The sequence below is a fragment of the Streptomyces sp. UH6 genome (assembly GCF_013421635.1).
GTDB classification, from domain to species: Bacteria; Actinomycetota; Actinomycetes; order Streptomycetales; family Streptomycetaceae; genus Streptomyces; species Streptomyces abyssomicinicus.
This window is the reverse complement of the sequence record NZ_JACADT010000651.1, coordinates 1-3,286: the sequence shown is the minus strand read 5'-3', so window position 1 is coordinate 3,286 and position 3,286 is coordinate 1. Positions and strand designations below refer to the sequence as shown.

At 72.1% G+C, this 3,286-nt stretch carries 4 protein-coding genes; 2 read left to right on the top strand and 2 right to left on the bottom strand.

Annotation, left to right across the window (positions count from 1 at the left end):
* Nucleotides 1-154 precede the first annotated feature (154 nt).
* The gene (locus HW445_RS23685) at nucleotides 155-919 is read left to right on the top strand and encodes a DUF4239 domain-containing protein (protein ID WP_180222974.1); all 765 of its coding nucleotides are present in this window, start codon (nucleotides 155-157) and stop codon (nucleotides 917-919) included.
* A 126-nt stretch (nucleotides 920-1,045) separates the two neighbouring features.
* Here HW445_RS23685 and HW445_RS23680 read toward each other — a convergent pair whose 3' ends face one another.
* Nucleotides 1,046-1,540, bottom strand: coding sequence for a hypothetical protein (locus HW445_RS23680; RefSeq protein ID WP_180222973.1), 495 nt, complete (start codon nucleotides 1,538-1,540; stop codon nucleotides 1,046-1,048).
* 332 nt (nucleotides 1,541-1,872) lie between these two features.
* On the opposite strand from HW445_RS23680, the gene HW445_RS23675 reads away from it, so the two are divergent.
* On the top strand, nucleotides 1,873-2,535 hold the full coding sequence (locus tag HW445_RS23675; protein ID WP_180222972.1) for a class F sortase: 663 nt from the start codon (nucleotides 1,873-1,875) through the stop codon (nucleotides 2,533-2,535).
* Nucleotides 2,536-2,636: 101 nt separating this feature from the next.
* On the opposite strand, the gene HW445_RS23670 is transcribed toward HW445_RS23675, so the two are convergent.
* Nucleotides 2,637-3,286: polysaccharide deacetylase family protein (locus tag HW445_RS23670; protein ID WP_180222971.1), on the bottom strand; the 650-nt coding region annotated here is incomplete at its 5' end.

Here is a 3,286-nt window from a genome sequence, read left to right as displayed (position 1 = left end):
CTGCCGCCCCGCCCCCGGCGTTCGCTCGTCTCGCTCGCCCTGCTGATCACGGCGCCCGCGGTGATCGCCGTGGCCGCGCTGCGTCCTCGGTGACGCCGCCCGGCCCCGCCGTCCGTCCCCCCTCGCCGATCTCTTCCGCCTCCAGGAGGTTTTCTTGCCGGAATGGCTCGTACTCGCCCTCGCGATGGCCGCGGCGTGTGCCGTGGTCCTCGTCGTCGCCGTCATCCGGGAGCGCACCGCCCGGGAGGACGACGACCCGGACGACACTCCCGACGTGATCGAGTACATGACGATGATGATCGGCGTGGTCTACGCGATCGTCCTCGGTCTGGCGATCGCCGGTGTCTGGGAGGCCCGCAGCGCCGCACAGGAGCACGTGCGGACGGAGGCGATGGCCCTGCACGAGATCTCCGAGCGGGTGCGGCCCTACCCCGCGGAGGTCCGGGACCGGATCCGCGACGACGTGCACGCCTACGTCGGCCAGGTGGTGAACACGGAGTGGGAGGTGATGGCCGAACAGGGCAGGCTCACCGACCAAGGAACCCGGCTGCTGGAGCGGCTCCGGCACGACCTGACCGACTACGAACCGGCGACCGACTTCGAGGCGCAGGCGTACCAGCCGCTGCTGGACCAGGTGACCGTCGTGGACCAGGCCCGCGGCGCCCGGGCGGACGCCACCGAGGCGACGATGCCGGGGGTGGTGTGGTTCGGGCTGATCATCGGCGCGATGGTGACGATCGGCATGGTCTTCGCCCTGCAGATCCGGCGCACGGCGCGGGAGCTGGTGCTGGCCGGGCTGTTCTCGGCGCTGATCGCGTTCCTGCTGTTCCTGGTCTGGGACTTCGACGCGCCCTTCAGCCGGGGGATGGACGTGGAGGCCACGCCGTTCACGGCTCTGTTCCCCGGTGTGGCGACATAGGGCCGGACGGATGAACCGCCCCGCGGGGAGCCGCGGACACGGGAACGGCGTCCCGCCCCGCGCCCCCTCGGGGGCGCGGGGCGGGACGCCGGCGCGTGCGACGTTCCCCGGAGCGCGGGACAGGAATCAGATGCGGCTCTCCGCGCGACGGCGCATCCAGAAGAAGCCGCCGCCGAGACCCGCGGCGGCGACCAGCCCGCCGCCGATGGCGACGTCGGTGGGCGTCGCCCCGGTGAGGGAGCTGCCGCCCAGACCGCCGCGGACACCGCCGAGGACGGTGAACGCGTTGGACCGGGTGAGGGTCTTGCCCTCACCGCAGTGCGCGGTGATGCTGTGCGATCCGGCGGTGGCGTTGGAGTTGACCCGCACCGTGGCCGTGGACCTGCTGCTGCTGCCGCTGGCCGGGGTGAGCGGCGTCGACGGGAAGACCGGCGACGACACGGTGGAGCCCGGCATCCGGCAGGCGCTGCCTTCCACCGTGACGGTCAGCTGCCCGCCGGGAGCGATGGTGCTCGGGCTGACCGAGATGCTGGTCGGGTCCGACCAGGCGCCGGCCGTCGGGGCGGCGAGCCCGATGGCGGCGAACGCGGCGGCCGAGACCGCCAGGGCACGTGTACGCATGTGTTCCTCCGCGGAAGGCGCCCCGGGACCCGTCCCCGGTCGATCGGCGAGAAAGCGCCTCCCACTCAGACCCTGGGACCGCCCTGGTCCGGCCGCATTTCGGTTGTCCGCCGTCCTGGTGAGCCGACACGCCGACGAAAAGCCCGGAAAACTCCATCACCGCAGGTCACGGAGTGTGAGGAAATTCTTTTCCGCGCCGACTCGGATGGCGCACCGCCGCTTTTCCGGCCACCCGTTCGCTCCCGCCCCGATGCCGGTTCCGCGCACGCCGCTTAGCGTTCTGCTATCGCGACAGACACGGCGACGGCCGCGTCGAGAGGGGAATGGCGAAAATGTCTGCGTCCGAACTGGCGGAAGAGGAGGAGCGGCCCAGACGGCGTGTGCCCTGGGGCGTGATGGCGCTGGTGCTCCTCACCGGGCTCGCGCTCATCAGGAACGGCTCGGGGGAGTTCGACACCGGGCCCCCGCAGCCCGCCTCGGTGGCGGCCGCGGACACCCAGGTCCGCCCCCAGGCCTTCCCCGGGGCGCCCGCGCCGCTGCCGTACTCCGAGGTGGACCGGGTGCGCATCCAGTCGATCCAGGTCGACGCCCCGATCGTCCCGGTGGGCCTGGACCCGGACGGCTGGGTGGCCGCGCCGCCGCCCGAGGACCCCAACCTGGCCGGCTGGTTCACCGGCGCGGTGACCCCCGGCGAGAAGGGCACCTCCGTGCTGGTGGGTCACGTCGACAACGCACAGGGGCCGGCGGTCTTCTACGGCCTGGGCGCCCTGAAGCCGGGCAACCGGGTCGAGGTGCTGCGCAAGGACGGGAAGCTCGCCGTCTTCGAGATCTACGGCATCGAGGTCTACGACAAGAACAATTTCCCCGGAGAGCGTGTCTACGGTTCCATCGGCACGCCCGAACTGCGGGTCATCACCTGTGGCGGCGGCTATTCCCCGCAGGAGGGATACGCGGGGAACGTGGTGGTCTTCGCCCGGATGGTCGAGGTCCACTGAATTCCGGAACGACGCGGTAAGGGCCGGAACGACGAAAGGCCGGCCGGTCCGCACGAGCCACTGCTCGTGCCGACCGGACGGCCTTTTCCACGTCCCGCGTCTCAGAACGGGCGGCGGCGGGGCACGGCGATGTGGTAGCCCTCGTCCAGCAGTCTCGGCAGGTAGCGCCGCAGTGCCTGGACGCTCTGCGAGCGGTTCCCGCCGGCGTCGTGGGAGAGCACCACGGCGCCGGGCGACGCCTGCTTCTCGACCGTGGCGGCGATGGCCCCGGCGCCCGGGGTGCGCCAGTCGAGGGTGTCGACGGTCCAGGCCATGGGCTCCATGCCCAGCTCCGCGCCGAAGCGGTAGGCGTCCCGGTTCCAGGCTCCGTAGGGGGCACGGAACCAGGCGGGGCGCGCCCCGCAGGACTTCTCGACGATCTCGCTGGTGCGTTCCATCTCGGCGCGCACCGCGGACCGCGAGAGCTCGGTGAGCAGCGGGTGCGACCAGGTGTGGTTGCCGACCACATGTCCCTCGTCGGTCATCTGCTTGATGAGGCCGGGGTTGGCCTTGGCCATGTTCCCGCAGACGAAGAACATGGCGTGGATCCGGTGCTGGCGCAGGGTGCGCAGGACCTGCGGCGTGTAGCGGGGGTCCGGGCCGTCGTCGAAGGTGAGGACGACGGTGCGGCCGAGGCCGCCGACCCGGAGGAACGGCTCGTCACGGACAGGGGTGCGGGCCGGCCTCGCGGCGGGCGGGGCGAACCCGGCCA

What these genes read in the sequence shown, in the direction of transcription:
- HW445_RS23680 (WP_180222973.1), bottom strand. Translation starts at nt 1,540, where the DNA reads ATGCGTACACGTGCCCTGGCGGTCTCGGCCGCCGCGTTCGCCGCCATC.
- HW445_RS23675 (WP_180222972.1), top strand. Translation starts at nt 1,873, where the DNA reads ATGTCTGCGTCCGAACTGGCGGAAGAGGAGGAGCGGCCCAGACGGCGT.